General features: G+C 58.5%; 12 protein-coding genes and 1 pseudogene. 3 read left to right on the forward strand and 10 right to left on the reverse strand.

Annotated elements, in window-relative coordinates; translation table 11 throughout:
- Positions 1–39: 39 nt before the first annotated feature.
- The 10 genes and pseudogenes from ACOYXE_RS25405 to ACOYXE_RS25450 all read right to left on the reverse strand — a co-directional run bounded on the left by ACOYXE_RS25405 (position 40) and on the right by ACOYXE_RS25450 (position 12,862).
- Positions 40–1,602, reverse strand: coding sequence for a SpoVR family protein (locus ACOYXE_RS25405; RefSeq protein ID WP_160059653.1), 1,563 nt, complete (start codon positions 1,600–1,602; stop codon positions 40–42).
- Positions 1,599–2,871: pseudogene (locus ACOYXE_RS25410) on the reverse strand (YeaH/YhbH family protein). The gene ACOYXE_RS25405 and the pseudogene ACOYXE_RS25410 overlap by 4 nt, the downstream one beginning before the upstream one ends.
- Before the next feature lie 121 nt (positions 2,872–2,992).
- Positions 2,993–4,915, reverse strand: coding sequence for a PrkA family serine protein kinase (locus tag ACOYXE_RS25415; protein WP_007910115.1), 1,923 nt, complete (start codon positions 4,913–4,915; stop codon positions 2,993–2,995).
- 297 nt (positions 4,916–5,212) lie between these two features.
- The gene (gene glpE / locus ACOYXE_RS25420) at positions 5,213–5,542 is read right to left on the reverse strand and encodes a thiosulfate sulfurtransferase GlpE (protein ID WP_016983139.1); all 330 of its coding nucleotides are present in this window, start codon (positions 5,540–5,542) and stop codon (positions 5,213–5,215) included.
- A gap of 33 nt (positions 5,543–5,575) precedes the next feature.
- On the reverse strand, positions 5,576–6,457 hold the full coding sequence (locus ACOYXE_RS25425; protein WP_460926810.1) for a symmetrical bis(5'-nucleosyl)-tetraphosphatase: 882 nt from the start codon (positions 6,455–6,457) through the stop codon (positions 5,576–5,578).
- The gene (gene apaG / locus ACOYXE_RS25430; RefSeq protein ID WP_160059650.1) at positions 6,457–6,837 is read right to left on the reverse strand and encodes a Co2+/Mg2+ efflux protein ApaG; all 381 of its coding nucleotides are present in this window, start codon (positions 6,835–6,837) and stop codon (positions 6,457–6,459) included. Before apaG ends, ACOYXE_RS25425 begins: the two co-directional genes overlap by 1 nt.
- Positions 6,838–6,950: 113 nt before the next feature.
- Positions 6,951–7,769: a 16S rRNA (adenine(1518)-N(6)/adenine(1519)-N(6))-dimethyltransferase RsmA gene (gene rsmA, locus ACOYXE_RS25435; RefSeq protein WP_102900136.1), complete on the reverse strand. Its 819-nt coding sequence runs from the start codon at positions 7,767–7,769 to the stop codon at positions 6,951–6,953.
- Positions 7,766–8,755 (reverse strand): 4-hydroxythreonine-4-phosphate dehydrogenase PdxA, encoded by a 990-nt coding sequence (gene pdxA / locus ACOYXE_RS25440; protein WP_460926811.1) that lies wholly within the window; start codon positions 8,753–8,755, stop codon positions 7,766–7,768. The genes rsmA and pdxA overlap by 4 nt, the downstream gene beginning before the upstream one ends.
- Entirely contained in the window at positions 8,752–10,074 is a 1,323-nt protein-coding gene (gene surA / locus ACOYXE_RS25445) for a peptidylprolyl isomerase SurA (RefSeq protein WP_174244485.1), read from the reverse strand. The genes pdxA and surA overlap by 4 nt, the downstream gene beginning before the upstream one ends.
- Positions 10,049–12,862, reverse strand: a complete 2,814-nt coding sequence (locus ACOYXE_RS25450; RefSeq protein WP_160059647.1) for an LPS-assembly protein LptD — start codon at positions 12,860–12,862, stop codon at positions 10,049–10,051. Before ACOYXE_RS25450 ends, surA begins: the two co-directional genes overlap by 26 nt.
- A gap of 130 nt (positions 12,863–12,992) precedes the next feature.
- Here ACOYXE_RS25450 and ACOYXE_RS25455 point away from each other — a divergent pair, with 130 nt between their 5' ends.
- The 3 genes from ACOYXE_RS25455 to ACOYXE_RS25465 are packed head-to-tail and all read left to right on the forward strand — an operon-like array spanning position 12,993 to position 15,449.
- Positions 12,993–14,012 carry an aminoglycoside phosphotransferase family protein gene (locus ACOYXE_RS25455; RefSeq protein ID WP_160059646.1) on the forward strand — a complete coding sequence of 340 codons (1,020 nt, stop codon included), beginning with the start codon at positions 12,993–12,995 and terminating at the stop codon, positions 14,010–14,012.
- Entirely contained in the window at positions 14,009–14,680 is a 672-nt protein-coding gene (gene murU / locus ACOYXE_RS25460) for an N-acetylmuramate alpha-1-phosphate uridylyltransferase MurU (RefSeq protein ID WP_405122768.1), read from the forward strand. The genes ACOYXE_RS25455 and murU overlap by 4 nt, the downstream gene beginning before the upstream one ends.
- Before the next feature lies 1 nt (position 14,681).
- On the forward strand, positions 14,682–15,449 hold the full coding sequence (locus tag ACOYXE_RS25465; RefSeq protein ID WP_160059644.1) for a TerB family tellurite resistance protein: 768 nt from the start codon (positions 14,682–14,684) through the stop codon (positions 15,447–15,449).
- Positions 15,450–15,478 lie beyond the last annotated feature (29 nt).

Below are 15,478 nucleotides of genomic sequence, written 5' to 3' on the forward strand. Positions count from 1 at the left end.
GATAACCCTTGCGTCGAACTTTCGGAGGCTGGAAGCGGATCAAAGATGAATCACGGCGAGGTCGAGTCGACCGTAATCCCCTTCGCTGTGTTCGCTGCGTGGCGGAACGTGATGGGTTTTCATGATCTGGTCGCCTTGCAGGGTTTCCAGATGGATATCGAAGCCCCACAGGCGATGCAGATGTTTAAGCACTTCGTCAGTGGAGTCTCCCAGCGGTTTGCGATCGTGCTGCTGGTGACGCAAGGTCAGCGAGCGATCGCCGCGCCGATCGATGCTGTAGATCTGCACATTCGGCTCACGATTGCCGAGGTTGTACTGCGCAGCGAGGGTTTCGCGAATGATCCGGTAACCGGGTTCGTCATGAATTGCAGGCACCAACAAGTCGTCCTTCTGATCGTCATCCATGATGCTGAATAGCTTCAGATCACGGATCACTTTCGGTGACAGGTATTGCAGGATGAAACTCTCATCCTTGAAGCTGCTCATGGCGAACTTGATGGTCGATAGCCAGTCCGTACCGGCAATTTCCGGGAACCAGTGACGATCTTCTTCGGTAGGTTCTTCACACATGCGCCGAATGTCGCGGTACATGGCGAAGCCCAGTGCATAAGGATTGATGCCGCTGTAGTAAGGGCTATCGAAACCTGGCTGGAACACCACACTGGTGTGCGACGTCAGGAACTCCATCATGAAGCCGTCGGTGACCAGCCCCTCGTCGTACAGGTCGTTCATCAGCGTGTAGTGCCAGAACGTCGCCCAGCCTTCGTTCATCACCTGGGTCTGGCGTTGTGGATAAAAATACTGGGCGATCTTGCGCACGATACGCACGATTTCGCGCTGCCACGGCTCCAACAGCGGCGCATGTTTCTCGATGAAGTAGAGGATGTTTTCCTGCGGCTCGGCCGGGAAGCGCGCGTTGTCCCTGTCGCTGTATTTGTCCGCGCCTTTAGGAATGGTGCGCCACAGATCGTTGATCTGCTTCTGCAGGTGCTCTTCGCGATCTTTCTGCCGGCGCCGCTCCTCTTCGGCAGAAATCGGATACGGACGCTTGTAACGATCGACGCCGTAGTTCATCAGCGCATGGCAGGAGTCGAGCAGGTCTTCCACCGCGTCGATGCCGTGGCGCTCCTCGCACTGCATGATGTACTGCTTGGCGAACACCAGGTAATCGATGATCGAGCTGGCATCGGTCCAGGTGCGGAACAGGTAGTTGCCCTTGAAGAAACTGTTGTGGCCATAGCATGCGTGCGCCACGACCAGCGCCTGCATGCAGATGGTGTTCTCCTCCATCAGATAGGCAATGCACGGATCGGAGTTGATCACGATTTCGTAGGCCAGGCCCATCTGCCCACGGCTGTAGGATTTTTCGGTGCTGAGGAAGTGTTTGCCGTAGGACCAGTGGTGATAACCCAGTGGCATGCCCACCGAGGCGTACGCATCCATCATTTGCTCGGCGGTGATCACTTCGATCTGGTTGGGATAGGTATCCAGGGCATAGCGGGCCGCGATCCGGGCGATTTCGCGGTCGTAGGTCTGGATCAGCTCGAACGTCCATTCGGAGCCGGTGGAAATGGGTTGGCGCTTCTGCTCTTTGGCGGTCATGTCACTAACCTGCGCTGGAAGAGTTCACGGAAGACCGGATAGATATCCCCGGTCCGAGACCAGTTGCTGCTGGGCAAAAGTGTCAGAAAAGGCTTCGGCGATACGTTCGTACTCGTACCACAAGGCCTGATGTTCGCGCGGGGTGATCTCCACGTAAGTGTAGTACTGCACAAAAGGCATGATCTGGTTGATCAGGATGTCACGGCAGATCGGCGAGTCATCGTTCCAGTTGTCGCCGTCGGAAGCCTGGGCCGCGTAGATGTTCCACTCGTTGCTTGGATAACGCTCGGCCATGATCTCCTGCATCAGTTTCAAGGCGCTGGAGACGATGGTGCCGCCGGTTTCCCGCGAATAGAAAAACTCCTCTTCGTCGACTTCCCGAGCGCTGGTGTGGTGGCGGATGAACACCACGTCAATCTTGTCGTAGTTTCGTTTCAGGAACAGATACAACAGGATGAAAAAGCGTTTGGCGATGTCCTTGGTCGCCTGGGTCATGGAGCCGGAGACGTCCATCAGGCAGAACATCACGGCTTTCGAACTGGGGTTGGGCTGTTTGATCAGCAGGTTGTATTTCAAGTCGAAGGTGTCGAGGAACGGCACACGATGGATGCGCGCGCTGAGTTTTTCGATTTCGGCCTCGAGTTCCTGAATATCGCCAAAGTTGTCCGGCTCTTCACGTTTCAGGCGCTCAAGTTCTTCTTTGACTTCGCGCAGTTTCGCCCTGCTGCTGCCGGACAGGGCGATACGCCGTGCGTGCGCCGAGCGCAGGGTGCGGATGATGTTGATGCGTGACGGATTGCCTTCGTTGCTGATCCCGGCCCGCACGGTTTTGAAGGTGTCGGTACCGCTGAGGTTGCGCTTGACCAGATTCGGCAGCTCGAGGTCTTCGAACATGAACTCGAGGAATTCTTCCTGGGTGATCTGGAAGACAAACTCGTCCATGCCCTCGCCGGAATTACCGGCCTTGCCCGGACCGCGTCCGCCGCCACCGCCGGGTGGCCGAGCAATGTGTTCGCCGGCAGTGAATTCCTTGTTGCCGGGGTGAACCACGGTCTGCTTGCCGCCGCGGCCGTGATGAAGCACCGGTTCGTCGATGTCGCGACCGGGAATGCTGATCTGTTCGCCGTGCTCCATATCGGTAATGGAGCGCCGGCTGACCGCCTCTTCGACGGCCTTCTTGATGTGGTCACGGTAACGCCGCAGAAAACGCTGGCGGTTCACCGTGCTCTTGTTCTTGCCATTCAGACGTCGGTCGATCACATAACTCATAGGAAGCCCTCCGGGCAGCTTCAAGTTGTGAGCTCCAAGCCGCAAGTAAAAGCAGGTTCCCGGGGATCACTGGGTTACGCGCTTTGTTCTTGCAGCTTGTAGCTAGAAGCTTGCAGCTGCTTCACTGCGACTTCCGTACCCGCAGGTACCATTCGGAAAGAAGCCGTACCTGTTTGTCGGTGTAGCCGCGTTCGACCATTCGAGTGACGAAGTCGTTGTGCTTTTGCTGATCCTCCTTGCTGGCCTTGGCGTTGAAGCTGATGACTGGCAGCAGATCTTCGGTGTTCGAGAACATTTTCTTCTCGATGACCACGCGCAGCTTTTCGTAGCTGAGCCAAGTCGGGTTTTTGCCGTTATTGTTGGCCCGGGCGCGCAGGACGAAGTTGACGATCTCGTTGCGGAAATCCTTCGGATTGCTGATGCCGGCCGGTTTCTCGATTTTTTCCAGTTCTTCGTTCAGCGCCACGCGGTTGAGGATCTCGCCGGTTTCCGGATCGCGGTACTCCTGATCCTGAATCCAGAAGTCTGCGTACAGCACGTAACGGTCGAAAATGTTCTGGCCATACTCGCTGTAAGACTCGAGGTACGCGGTCTGAATTTCCTTGCCGATGAATTCGATATAACGCGGTGCGAGGTATTCCTTCAGGTAGCGCAGGTAGCGCTCGCGGGTTTCAGCCTGGAACTGTTCCTGTTCGATCTGCTGTTCCAGCACATAAAGCAGGTGCACCGGGTTGGCGGCGATTTCATGCGGGTCGAAGTTGAAGACCTTGGACAGGATCTTGAACGCAAAGCGGGTCGACAGACCGTTCATGCCTTCGTCAACACCTGCCGAGTCGCGATATTCCTGAATCGACTTGGCCTTCGGATCGGTGTCCTTGAGGTTTTCGCCGTCGTAGACGCGCATTTTCGAATAGATATTGGAGTTTTCCGGCTCCTTGAGGCGCGATAACACAGTGAACTGCGCCAGCATCTTCAAGGTGTCCGGGGCGCAATGCGCCTTGGCCAGGGAACTGTTGAACAGCAGTTTGTCGTAGATCTTCACTTCATCGCTGACGCGCAGGCAGTAAGGCACTTTGACGATGTAGATCCGGTCGATGAACGCTTCGTTGTTCTTGTTGTTGCGGAAGGTGTGCCACTCCGACTCGTTGGAGTGGGCGAGCAGGATCCCGGTGAACGGAATCGCGCCGAGGCCTTCGGTACTGTTGTAGTTGCCTTCCTGAGTCGCGGTCAGCAGTGGGTGCAGCACCTTGATCGGTGCTTTGAACATTTCGACAAATTCCATCAGGCCCTGGTTGGCCCGGCACAGCGCACCGGAGTAGCTGTAAGCGTCGGCGTCGTTCTGTGGGTATTCCTCAAGTTTACGGATGTCGACCTTACCGACCAGCGCGGAAATGTCCTGGTTGTTCTCGTCGCCCGGTTCGGTCTTGGCCACGGCGATCTGATTGAGAATCGACGGATACAGTTTGACCACGCGGAACTGGCTGATGTCGCCGCCAAATTCGGCCAGGCGTTTGGTCGCCCATGGCGACATGATGGTGTTCAGGTAGCGCCGTGGTATACCGAAGTCTTCTTCGAGGATCGCGCCATCTTCGGTGGCGTTGAACAGACCCAGCGGCGATTCGAATACCGGCGAGCCCTTGATTGCGTAGAAGGGTACTTTCTCGATCAGCTGCTTCAGCTTCTCGGCCAGCGACGATTTACCGCCGCCGACGGGGCCGAGCAGATAGAGGATTTGTTTCTTCTCTTCCAGGCCTTGGGCGGCATGGCGGAAATACGAGACGATCTGGTCGATGCATTCTTCCATCCCGTGGAAGTCTTCAAAGGCCGGATAGCGACGGATCACCTTGTTGGAGAAGATGCGTGACAGCCTCGAGTTGGTCGAGGTGTCGAGCAGTTCCGGTTCGCCGATGGCCAGCAATAGACGCTCGGCGGCGGAAACGTAGGCGCTACGGTCTTTCTTGCACAGCTCCAGGTACTCTTGCAGCGAGAGTTCTTCCTGGCGTGTGGACTCGAAGCGTTGTTGGAAGTGGCTAAAGATACTCATGACGTCACCTCGCTCGATACGTGGAGCCGACGCCGGATCACTCAGTCGATGCTGGCAAGCAGCTGCAGTAGCAGCCGATTGTTTACCCCCCAGAACACTTTCACGATCGACAATCGTGAAAGTCACTCCCGATGACCCGTGCGCCGGTGTACCGGCTCTCCCCTGTTTTGGATGGCCTGGGCTTAAGGATAGTTGGGAATTCAGGAGGTAAAGGCGAGATACGTAATTAGTTGTGGCAAGACCGTTCGTCTGCCCGCGCAGGCCCACGGCAGCCGGGGCCTGCGCGTGACAAAAAAATTATTCGGCGGTGCCTTGGGCGGTTTCCGCAGGATAAGTCGTACGCCACAACTCGAAGCCGCCGTCCATGCTGTAGACGTCGGAGAAGCCTTGGCTGATCAGGTAAGCCGCGGCGCCCTGGCTGGAGTTTCCGTGATAGCAGACCACGACGGTCGGTGCATCAAGGTCGGCGCCTTGAATGAAAGCGTGCAGGGAATGATTGTCCAGATGCTTCGAGCCGCTGATGTGCAGGGCGGCAAAAGTTGCCGGATCGCGGACATCGACGACAACGGCGCCTTGTTCACGCAGGGCCTGGGCCTGTTCCGGGGGGATTCGTTTGAATTCGCTCATGGCGGGTTCCTGTTGCTCGGCTGAAAGCGCAGTCTAACGCGGTGCGCTGATTGGCGAAGTTTGGGGGATAAGTGGTGCGACGGTCGGGGCGAGACCACCGTGTTCATCGCATTTGCACGACAGGCGTTCGCCGCTGTCGACGTTCATCAGGGTCAGGCTGCCGCCCCAGACACACCCGGTGTCCAGCGCCGAGATGCCTGGCTCATGGATATTACCTTCGAGTGCCGCCCAGTGGCCGAAGATGATCCGCAAGCCTTTGGTCTTGCGCTCCTTGTGCTGGAACCACGGTTTGTAGCCGGGTGGGGCAGTATCAAGGCCTTCTTTGCTCTTGAGGTCGAGCTTGCCCTCGGCGGTACAGAACCGCATGCGCGTGAAGTAGTTGGTGATGACGCGCAGGCGGGCTACGCCCTTGAGGTCGTTGTCCCATTTCGCTGGCTCATTGCCATACATGCCGTCGAGGTAGGCCGGAAACAGATTGTCGTCACGCAGCGCGGTTTCGACTTCGTCAGCACACTTCAAGGCGCGGCGCAGTGACCATTGTGGTGGAATGCCGGCGTGAACCATGGCGACGTCACGCAGCTCGTCGTAGTGCATCAGCTTTTGCTGGCGCACCCATTCAAGCAATTCGGCGCAGTCCGGCGCTTCGAGAATCTCGCGCAGGGTGTCGGACTTCTTTAAGCGCTCGATATTTTTAGCCGCAGCCAGCAGATGCAGGTCGTGGTTACCGAGCACGCAGACCAGCGATTCACGCATGCCATACAAAAAGCGCAGGGTTTCCAGTGATTGCGGGCCACGGTTGACCAGATCACCCACCAGCCATAGCCGATCGAGTTTTGTGTCGAACGCTACTTGCTTGAGCAGGCACTTGAGCGGTTCGAGGCAGCCTTGCAGGTCGCCGACGGCATACGTCGCCATCAGTGCAGGGCTCCGGGCACCGCCAGGCGGAAAGGCTTGATGATGGCGTCGAAATGTTTGCCGTCAGTGGCGACCATTTCATAGGTGCCCTGCATGGTGCCAACCTTGGTGGTCATCACTGTGCCGCTGCTGTAGGTGTGGCTCTGGCCGGCATCGATCAACGGTTGCTGGCCAACGACGCCGGCGCCGCGGACTTGCTCTTCATGCCCGTCACCGTCAGTGATCACCCAGTGTCGCGACATCAGTCGAGCCGGTAGGTCGCCATTGTTCTGCACGGTGATGGTGTAGGCGAAGGCGAAGCGGTCGTGCTCGGGTTGCGATTGGTCTGCCAGATAGTGGGTAACGACGCTGACATCGACCTGGTAACGGGAATCGGACATGCAAGAGGCCTTAAACGAAGCGGAACGCGGGGCGTAGCTGATGGGGAATCAGTCTAGGCAAGTATCGGGCAGTAAACCAGAGTGGCGTCCTGCCCGATAGCGTTCATCGTTTGTCAGTCGGCGGCGGGGGAGGCCGGGACTTGTATGGCGAGCTGGTCGGCCAGACGTACGAACGCGGCCAGATCCAGTTGCTCCGGACGCAAGCTGCCATCGACGCCGGCGGCTTCGATCTCGGCATTGCTGAGCAATTGCTTGAGGGTGTTGCGCAAGGTCTTGCGGCGTTGGTTGAACGCTTCGCGCACCACGCGCTCCAGCAGCTTGTGATCCTTGGCCGGGTGCGGCAGTACGGCGTGCGGCACCAAGCGGACGATGGCCGAGTCGACCTTCGGCGGCGGGTTGAACGCGCCGGGACCCACGTTGAACAGATGTTCTACACGGCAGTGGTACTGAACCATGATCGACAGACGACCCCAGTCACCACCACCCGGGCCTGCAGCCAGACGCTCGACCACTTCTTTCTGCAGCATGAAGTGCATGTCGCGAATGATGCCGGCATTGTTCAGCAGGTGAAAAATCAGCGGCGTGGAGATGTTGTACGGCAGGTTGCCAACCACACGCAGGCTGTTTGGCGCAGCGTTGAGCGTGTTGAAGTCGAACTTCAGTGCATCGCCCTGATGCAGGTTGAAGTTGCTCTTGCCGGCAAACTGCTGGTTGAGGATCGGGATCAGATCCTTGTCCAGTTCCACTACGTCGAGTTGTGCGCCGGAGTTGAGCAGGCCGGCGGTCAGTGCGCCCTGGCCCGGGCCGATTTCCAGCAGGCGATCTTCGGACTTGGCGCTGATGGAGCGCAGGATGCGGTCGATGACGCCGGCATCGTGCAGGAAGTTCTGGCCAAAGCGTTTGCGCGCCTTGTGTTGGTATTGCTCGGTCATAAACGGGTCTCGGCCATCTGGTAGGCGGTTTCCAGGGCGACTTGCAGGCTGCCGGTATCGATCTTGCCGCTGCCGGCCAGATCCAGGGCGGTGCCGTGATCGACCGACGTGCGGATGATCGGCAGACCAAGGGTCACGTTGACGGCAGCGCCGAAGCCTTTGTACTTAAGCACAGGCAAACCCTGGTCGTGGTACATCGCCAGCACTGCGTCGCAGTGCTCCAGATATTTGGGGGTAAACAGAGTGTCGGCAGGCAGCGGGCCACGAAGGTCCATGCCCTCGCCGCGCAGGCGCTCTAATGTCGGTTCAATGATGTCGATTTCTTCATGGCCCAGGTGTCCGCCTTCACCGGCGTGCGGGTTGAGTCCGCAAACCAGGATGCGCGGGCGGGCGATGCCGAATTTATTTTGCAGGTCGCTGTGCAGGATCCGTGTCACGCGCTCCAGCCGTTCGGGTGTGATTGCGTCGGCAATCTCGCGCAGGGGCAGGTGAGTGGTGACCAGTGCCACGCGCAAACCGCGGGTGGCGAGCATCATCACCACTTGGGCGGTGTGGGTCAGGTCAGCGAGAAATTCCGTGTGCCCGGAAAAGGCGATGCCGGACTCGTTGATCACGCCTTTGTGCACAGGTGCGGTGATCATTCCGGCGAAATCACCCTTCAGGCAGCCATTGCCGGCGCGGGTCAAGGTCTCGAGGACGAATGCGGCGTTGGCTTTGTCCAGTTGCCCGGCAACCACGGGAGCGCTGAGTGGTGTGTCCCAGACATACAGGCTGCCTGCGGGTGCAGGAGCATCCGGCCAGATGCCAGGCGCAACATCCAGCAAAGTGACGGCCAGCCCCAACTGCACGGCCCGCTCGGAGAGCAGGTCGCGGCTGGTGATGGCAATCAGGGGATGTGGCTGGGCTTGCGAGGCGAGCAGCAGGCACAGGTCGGGACCGATGCCGGCTGGTTCGCCGGGTGTCAGCGCGAAACGCTGGGGTTTCACTGCGCTGCCTGGTCTGCACCAGGGAGTTTGATCTCTACGTACGCTTCGTCACGGATCTGACGCAGCCAGGTTTGCAGCTCTTCGTCGTATTTGCGGTTACGCAGTACGGTCATGGCTTGCTGCTCGCGGGCTTGTTCGGTGCTGTCGGTAGCGCGGCGGCCAAGGACTTCCAGAACGTGCCAGCCGTATTGGGTCTGGAACGGCTTGGACAGCTGACCTTGTGGGGTCTTGGCCATCACTTCGCGGAATTCCGGTACCAATGCGTTCGGGTCGATCCAGTTCAGGTCGCCGCCGTTAAGCGCCGAGCCCGGGTCTTCGGAGTAGCTTTTCGCCAGAGTGGCGAAGTCTTCACCGGCGACGATGCGTTCGTACAAAGATTGAACCAGCGCCTTGGTCTTCGCTTCATCACGAATCGGGCTTGGCTTCACCAGAATGTGACGAACATGCACTTCGTCGCGCATCTGCGCTTCGCCACCACGTTTTGCCAGCAGCTTGAGGATGATGAAACCACCCGGCGTGCGGGCAGGTTGCGTGATGTCGCCGACGGCCATGCTGCTCAACTCGCGGTCGAACGGCGGTGGCAGTTGCGCGGCTTTACGCCAGCCCATGTCGCCGCCTTCCAGAGCGTTGTCGCTGCCGGACTTGGCAACGGCCATCTGACCGAAGTCGGCGCCTTGCTTGAGTTGCTGGTAAACCTCCATGGCCTGACGGGCAGCACTCTGAATTGCATCAGAGTTGGCGCTTTCCGGCGTCGGGATCAGGATGTTGGCCAAATGCAGTTCTTCGGACAGTTGCATTTTGCCCAGGTCGGAGGCGAGGAAGTTCTTCACTTCCTGCTCGGAGACCTGAATGCGTTCTGCCACACGACGCTGACGTACACGGCTGATGATCATTTCGCGCTTGATCTGATCACGGGCGTCGTCATAGTTCAGACCGTCGCGAGCCAGGGCGGCACGGAATTGCTCAACCGTCATGTTGTTGCGCTGGGCAATGGTGCCGACTGCCTGGTTCAGCTCTTCGTCGGTGATGCGGATGCCGGAGCGTTCGCCGATCTGCAGTTGCAGGTTTTCGACGATCAGGCGCTCAAGCACCTGTTGATCCAGTACACCAGGAGGCGGCAAGCCGCCACCACGCTTGGCGATGGTCTGCTGCACTTCGTGGACGCGCTGGTCCAGTTGGCTCTGCATGACCACGTCGTTGTCGACAATCGCTACCACTTTATCGATGGATTGGACTGCGGCGTTAGCCGCAGTACCCAGGAACAGCGCGCCCAGCATCAGCGGGCGCAGACAATCAGAAAGCTTGGTCTTCACGTTCACGATAACCTTGAATGCCTTTGTCGAGGAAGCTCTCTACCTTGGCGCCGGTGAGGCCGCCGAGTCCCTTCAGAACAATTTGGAGGAAGATGCCATGGTCGCCTTTTTCGTTTTCCGGGGCGTTCTGACTGAACTCGTCATAGGAAACCCAGTAACGGTTGATCAGGCGCAGTTTCCAGCAGCAGTTGTCGTACTCGAAACCACCGAACGCTTCCAGGGTACGGTTACGGTTGTAGTCGTACTGCCAGCGGCTGATCGCGTTCCACTGCGGAACGATCGGCCAGATGACCGAGAAGTCATGCTGCTCGATCTTGTAGTAGTCCTTCACGTAGCCAGGCTGGCCAGGGGTGCCGTAGTCACCACCACCCACCGACCACTTACCGGTGTTCTGGTCGTAGCGGACCTGGTCATTGCGATAGCGATAGCCGGCGTTGATGACCTTGTTCGGGTTGTCTTCAGGCTGGTAGTGGAACATCGCACTGCCGGAACGCGGGCTGCGGCTGTCTGGATCCCAGTTGTAGTCGGCCGTGGTACGCCAATCGCGGTTCCAGCGGTATTCGTATTCCAGTGCGTAAGGCGAGACGTTGGATTTCGCGTCATCACGATCCTTGAATGCGATGCCAGGCAGTTGAACTTCACGGTCCTTGAAGTACAGAGCCTGACCAACACTGATGCGTTGACGTTCGAAGCCATCATCTTCGATCCAGCGGCTGGTTACGCCCAGCGACAGTTTGTTCTCGTCGCCGACACGGTCGGAGCCAGAGAAGCGGTTGTCGCGGAACAGCGAGGCGTAGTTGAAGGTGTATTCGCTGGTGTCAAATACTGGAATGTCTTCTTGATCCACCTCGGGAACATAAAGGTAGAACAGGCGTGGTTCTAGGGTTTGACGATAGTTTTTGCCGAAGAACTGTGTGTTGCGGTCGAAGTACAAACCGCTGTCGATGCTGGCAATCGGTACACCACGGTTCTGGTTGCTGTCGAACTTGCCGCCGACGTAATCAGTGCCGGCTGCAGCTGCTGCGTTTTGCTGCGTGACAATCTGCGATTTACCAGTACCGTCCAGGTCCAACTGATACTGAGTGTACTGATACTTCAGCGATGGCTTCAGGAAGCCATAAGTCCAGTTCATCGGCAGGCTGACACCCGGCTTAAGGTTCAACCGATCGCCGTTCGCGCGGTCGAGTCCTTGGACATTGTTGTCGAGACGGCGATCAACAGTGCCATCTTCGTTAACAAAGTTGCCGGTTTTCAAATCACGATCAAACCGAACAAGCTCGGTCTCGTAATCGAAGTTCAAACCTTCCGGGTGGTACGGCAGCTGACCATTGAAGGTGATCTGCGGCAGGCGACCATACGGGGTGATGTTGGAAACAGTCGCCAGCTGGTACTGCTGAGCATTCAGGCGCGCGGTATAGCTGTCACCACGGTAGGTGATCGCGCCCTGCTGGTTCACGTAGTCGCTGCTTTTCACACCAATCTGATCGGTTTGCAGATCCTGGAAGTAATACGGATCGCTGATCTTGGTGTAATCAACCTCGGTGAACACGCGAGAGTCGAGACCGCCCTTGTGCTGCCAGTTATACATGTAGCGGGTTTTATCGTAGTCGGTTTGGCCTTTGCGATCATCGTCCTCGTCATTGAGGTACGCCGCACCAAACTGACCTTCACTCGACTTGGTCAGGTAACGGAACTCACCCTCCACCAACATGCCACGCTTGCTCATGTAACGCGGGTACAACGTGGCGTCGTAGTTCGGTGCCAGGTTGAAGTAGTACGGTGTAACCAGCATGAAGCCGGTGTCGCTGCCGCTGCCAATGGTCGGCGGCAGGAAACCCGACTGACGACGGTCGTCGATCGGGAAGTAGATGTACGGCGTGTACAGAATCGGAATGTCTTTTACGCGCAGCGTCACGTTGGTCGCGGTACCGAAACCGGTGGCCGGGTTCAAGGTGATGTTGTTGCCCTTGAGCTGCCAGGCGTTGCTGTTCGGTTCGCACGTGGTGTACGTGCCGTCCTTCAGACGGATGATCGCGTTCTCGGCACGCTTGGCGTACAGCGCGTTACCGCGGATGCGCGATTTGTGCATCACGTATTCGGCGTTGTCGACTTTGGCTTCACCGGTGTCGAGCTGCACGTCGGCGTGGTCGCCAACGATCAGCGCGCCGTTGTCGCGGATACGCACATCGCCATTGAGTTCGGCGCGGCTCTCGGCCTGATACAGGCTGGCCTCGTCGGACTCGACCTGCATGCTGCCCTGACGCAGGACGACATCGCCGGCCAGCGTACCGACTTGGTCATCGGTGTTATAGCGCGAGGCTTTTGCGCCGATAAAGGTCGGAGCATCGCTTTTATTCGTCTTGTCATTCATGCCAGGACGAATCGGTTCGATATAGGCACCAGAGCAGTAAGGTCCGGTCTCGGCCAATTGGGCGGCGGTGAGCTTCTCGCGCGGAACCCAGTCGAGGTGACTGAAGTCTTCGCTACGGGATTTCAGACCGCGGCCCTTGGCTTCGGTGACCAGCGCCGTTTTAGGCGCTGTGTCGGCAGCCGAACCGTTCTCGGTCGCCGCTTCGCCGGTAGCGCTGACGGCACTGCCGTCATGCACCGGGCGCGGCGGCAACGCAGCAGCGGTTGATTTGGGCGCACAGGCCCAACCACCCGAAGCCGAGACGGAGCAGTCATACTGCTCGGCGGCAACAACGAATTGACTGGCCAGAGGTTGCATAGCCAGCAGACTGCCGGTTACCAACAACGGAAATTTTTTACGAAACGCGGGGGATTTCAATGCCATCTTATTAGTCCGGGCTTCCTGCGTGCCATCTGCCCGCGGTGTGGGCCGCACGCCTCTCGATGGTCTGAAAAAGATGCTGGATAATAAAGCATGACCCGCTTGACGGCTAGCGCCGTCGGAGACCCTTGCAATGCCTGACCAAGATGTACGCTTGCAACACCTGAAAGTTTGGCTCGATGAGCAGTTGGCAATCCTGTTTGCAGATCAGGGCTGGGGCTCCGTGCCCCCGGCCACGTTGACTGCGGCCAGCAGCGACGCGAGTTTCCGCCGTTACTTCCGCTGGGAAGGTGAGGGGCGCAGCTTCGTCGTGATGGACGCGCCGCCACCCCAGGAAAACTGCAAACCGTTCGTGGATATCGCTTTTTTGCTGGCGAAATCCGGAATAAATGTGCCGAAAATTTATGCCGAGGACCTCGAGCGCGGATTTCTTTTGCTCAATGACCTGGGCAACAAGACCTATCTCGACGTGATCGACGGCGAAAATGCCGACGCATTATTCAGTGATGCCCTGCAAGCGCTTTTGGCTTTTCAGCAATTGCCGATGGTCGCGCCGTTGCCAAGTTACGACGTTGCCTTGCTGCGTCGGGAGCTGGAACTGTTCCCTGAGTGGTACGTCAAGCATGAGCTCGGCGTCGAATTCGATTCGACCCAGCAACAACAATGGCAACAGGTCAGCGATCTGCTGATCGACAGCGCACTCGCGCAGCCCAAAGTACTGGTGCACCGCGACTACATGCCACGCAACCTGATGCTCAGCGAGCCGAACCCCGGCGTACTGGATTTCCAGGATGCGGTCTACGGCCCGGTGACCTACGACGTGACTTGCCTGTTCAAGGATGCCTTCCTCAGTTGGCCTGAAGAGCGTGTGCGCGGCTGGCTGCAAAGCTACTGGCAACAAGCCTCGGCGCTGAACATTCCGGTGCAGCCGGACTTCGAAGACTTCCTGCGTGCCAGCGACCTGATGGGCGTGCAACGCCACCTGAAAGTCATCGGCATCTTCGCGCGTATTTGTCATCGTGATGGCAAACCGCGTTATCTGGCCGACGTACCGCGTTTCTTCTCTTATATAGAGGCGGTGATTGCGCGTCGTCCTGAATTGGCGGAGCTGCAAGCGCTGTTCACCAGCCTGCGGGGTGGAGCATCAGCATGAAGGCAATGATTCTGGCTGCAGGCAAAGGCGAGCGTATGCGCCCGCTGACCCTGACCACGCCGAAACCACTGGTGCGTGCCGGCGGTGTTCCCCTGATCGAATATCACCTGCGCGCGCTCGCGGCTGCTGGGTTCAACGAGATTGTGATCAATCACGCCTGGCTCGGTCAGCAGATCGAAGATTACCTGGGCGACGGTTCGCAATTTGGCGTGAGCATTCAGTATTCGCCGGAAGGCGAGCCGCTGGAAACCGGCGGCGGGATTTTCCGTGCACTGCCGTTGCTCGGCGATGACGCCTTCCTGGTGGTGAACGGTGATATCTGGACCGATTACGACTTCAGCGTGTTGCATCAGCCGATCAACGGACTCGCACATCTGGTGCTGGCGGACAATCCGGCGCATCACCCGACTGGCGACTTTTCCCTGGTCGATGGTCGGGTAATCGATGGCCAAGCCGACGCCGCGACCCTGACTTACAGCGGCATCGCCGTACTCCATCCGCAGCTGTTCGACGGCTGTGCGGACGGCGCTTTCAAACTGGCGCCGTTGTTGCGCAAAGCCATGGCGAAAGGCGAAGTCACCGGCGAACGCCTGAAAGGTCACTGGGTGGATGTCGGCACGCACGAGCGTCTGGCCGAAGCTGAAGCATTGATAGAAGCGAGTCGCTGACATGTTGTGGCCAGGGACTCTGATTGGAGCCGGAGCGGGTTTTGCAATTGCCAGCATTCCGGGGGCCATGCTTGGGGCATTGTTGGGGCAAGCGCTGGATCGGCGCTTGCACTTGCAGAGCTGGGGACACTTGCGGGAAAAGCTCGGCGGTCGGCCGATGCTGCGCAACGACGAACTGTTGTTTGTGTTGCTCGGGCGTCTGGCCAAGAGTGACGGTCGGGTCACGGACGGGCATATCCAGCAGGCGCGCAATGAAATGCGTGCGCTGGAAATGAGCGAGCCGGCGACGCGTCGGGCGATTGCTGCGTTCAACCGTGGCAAGTCGGAAAATGACAATCTGCGCGGCTATTTGCGGCGCCTGAGCGGACAACCCCACGCGGCCGAAGGTGTGTTGCGGGCGTGTTGGCGGATGGTCTGGGCCGATGGTCGCGCGGGCGTCAGCGAGCGTGAATTGTTGGCGCAGTGGGGCAAATGGCTGGGCTGGACGACGCATCAGGTTCAGGCGCTGGCCAATGATTACGAGCCGGGCAAACGACCGATCGTCAGCGCTGCGGTAAGTTATCAGGAGGCGATGCGTTTATTGGGCGTGTCGGCGTCCAGCGAACCGGCGCAGATCAAGCGAGCCTATCGGCGTCTGCTCAGTCGTCATCATCCGGACAAGATTGCCGGGACGGGGGCGACCCCAGCGCAGGTGCGTGAAGCGACCGATAAAACCCGCGAGCTGCACAATGCCTACACGCTGATTCGTGAGCGGCGGGATTTTCGCTAACCGTTGAAGATCAAAAGATCGCAGCCTTC

This window comes from Pseudomonas sp. MC6 (assembly GCF_054790575.1).